Here is a 1,919-nt window from a genome sequence, read left to right as displayed (position 1 = left end):
CCTCGATCTCGTCGGTCACGGTCCCGGCGTGTGCGGCCGTCGGCCTCAGCGTTCCGGTCGCCGGTAGAGCGAAGTCCCGCGGGGGCCAACGGCCGGCCATGACCGTCGTTGCGTTCCTCTCCGTCGCACCGGCGACCGACGAGTCGATGGGTCCAGAAGTCGCGAAAGCCGTCGACGCGCTCGAAGACTTCGACGTCTCCTACGAAACGACGCCGATGGGGACCACCATCGAGGCCGACGAGATCGGCGAACTGTTCACGGCCGCGCAGGCCGCCCACGAGGCCGTCGACGGCGACCGCGTGAGCACGTTCCTGAAGATCGACGACAAGCGGGACAGCGACGCGAGCGCGGCGTCGAAAGTCGAGTCCGTGGAGGACGCGCTGGGCCGGGCGGCACGGAGCGAGCGGCCAAGCGATAGGGACTGAAAACCCCTTTACGCGGTGACGCGGGAGTAAGGCGTATGGAGAGCATCAACCGGATGGCGGTCGAGCTGGTCGACGAGGCGCTCGACTTCGCCGACGAGCTCAACGTCGCGCCCTACGAACTCGACTCGGGCGCGACCGTGCTGGACTTCGGCGTCGACGCCGACGGCGGGATCGAGGCGGGCGTGCTGCTCGCGGAGATCCAGACCGCGGGGCTGTCGACGATTACGACCCGGATGGGCCGTGTCGACGGCGCGCCCGTCCCCCACGTCGAACTGTCGACTGACCACCCCGGGATCGCGCTGCTGTGCTCGCAGAAGGCGGGCTGGGAACTGGACTTCGACGTGTTCGACGGGCTCGGCTCCGGCCCCGCCCGGGCGCTGGTCGGCCGCGAGAGCGAGTTCGAGGCCGTGGGGTACTACGACGAGTTCGACCTGACCGTGCTGGCCGTCGAGAGCATCGAACTCCCGGACGACCAGATCGCGGCCCACGTCGCCGACCTCGCTGGCGTCGAGGAGAGCGGCGTGTTCCTGCCGACGTTCGCGCTGGGCTCGATCGCCGGCAGCGTCGCCGCCGGCGCCCGCGCCCCGGAGATGGCGGTCTGGCAGCTGTTCGAGGCGGGCTACGACCCCAACGACGTGCTGTCGGTCTCCGGCACCGCGCCCGTCGCGCCCGTCGGCTACGACGAGAGCGAGGCGATGGCCCGGACGAACGACGCGCTGGCCTACGGCGGCGAGGTCCACCTCACCGTCACCGGCGACGACGCCGACGCGTTCGAGTCGATCACCTCCGCCGCCGGCGAGGAGTTCGGCCGCCCATTCGCCGACATCTTCGGGGCCCACGACTGGGACTTCGAGGCGCTGCCGGCGTCGGCCACCGTCGACGTGGTCGACGGGCCGACGTACCGCTTCGGCGAGCGCAACGAGGCGCTGCTGGCGGAGAGCTTCGGCTTCTGAGCCGTGCGGCTCAAACCGCTCCCCGAGGCGCCGACCGACCTCGACGCAGTGGCCGACGCCCAGTCGGCGGTGCCGCTGGTCCCCGGCTCGGAGAACGACTGCTGTGCCCGGCTGATGCGCCGCGAGGGCCACGAGAGCCGCGACGTGGCACGGACGTGGCTCACGTTCCTCCGCGCGTTAGAGTTGGTCGTGGAGACCGATTCTGGGTTCAAGCGCACCCAGCGCGAGCCGACGCCCGAGAATATTCGCGAGTCGTTCCGCGAGCGCGTGTTCGGCGCGAGCGAGACGCTTTCAGTCCTGCAGGACGCAGGCGAACCGCTCCACGCCGAAGCGGTCTTCGACCGCCTGCGCGACACCGTTCCGGGCTGGGAGCGCGAGCGCCGCCGGCAGTGGGTCGACCACTGGACCGACCGCACCGAGCGGCTGCTCGACTGGCTGGTACTACTGGATCTGGCCGAGCGGACGGACGACGGCTACGTCGCCGCCTGACCGATCACTCGCGGGCCGTGAGTCCGTCGGCCGCGAGGCGGCCGAGCACGAG

Annotated in this window: 3 protein-coding genes; all 3 read left to right on the top strand. The window is 70.9% G+C overall.

What is annotated here, in order from left to right; all coding sequences use genetic code 11:
- The first annotated feature begins 98 nt into the window (after nt 1-98).
- Genes ACFR9S_RS13355 through ACFR9S_RS13345 form a run of 3 tightly spaced genes read left to right on the top strand, consistent with a single transcriptional unit; the run spans nt 99 to nt 1,867 of the window.
- Nucleotides 99-425, top strand: a complete 327-nt coding sequence (locus ACFR9S_RS13355) for an MTH1187 family thiamine-binding protein (protein WP_379733063.1) — start codon at nt 99-101, stop codon at nt 423-425.
- A gap of 35 nt (nt 426-460) precedes the next feature.
- Nucleotides 461-1,378: a methenyltetrahydromethanopterin cyclohydrolase gene (gene mch, locus ACFR9S_RS13350; RefSeq protein ID WP_379818868.1), complete on the top strand. Its 918-nt coding sequence runs from the start codon at nt 461-463 to the stop codon at nt 1,376-1,378.
- A 3-nt stretch (nt 1,379-1,381) separates the two neighbouring features.
- Nucleotides 1,382-1,867, top strand: a complete 486-nt coding sequence (locus tag ACFR9S_RS13345; RefSeq protein ID WP_379733375.1) for a hypothetical protein — start codon at nt 1,382-1,384, stop codon at nt 1,865-1,867.
- Nucleotides 1,868-1,919: the final 52 nt, after the last annotated feature.

Origin of the sequence: Halolamina salina (genome assembly GCF_042678005.1) — an archaeon.
GTDB lineage: Archaea > Halobacteriota > Halobacteria > Halobacteriales > Haloferacaceae > Halolamina > Halolamina salina.
The sequence above is the reverse complement of the archived record's forward strand: the minus strand, read 5'-3'. Positions and strand labels throughout refer to the sequence as shown.

What these genes read in the sequence shown, in the direction of transcription:
- ACFR9S_RS13355 (WP_379733063.1), top strand. Translation starts at nt 99, where the DNA reads ATGACCGTCGTTGCGTTCCTCTCCGTCGCACCGGCGACCGACGAGTCG.
- mch (WP_379818868.1), top strand. Translation starts at nt 461, where the DNA reads ATGGAGAGCATCAACCGGATGGCGGTCGAGCTGGTCGACGAGGCGCTC.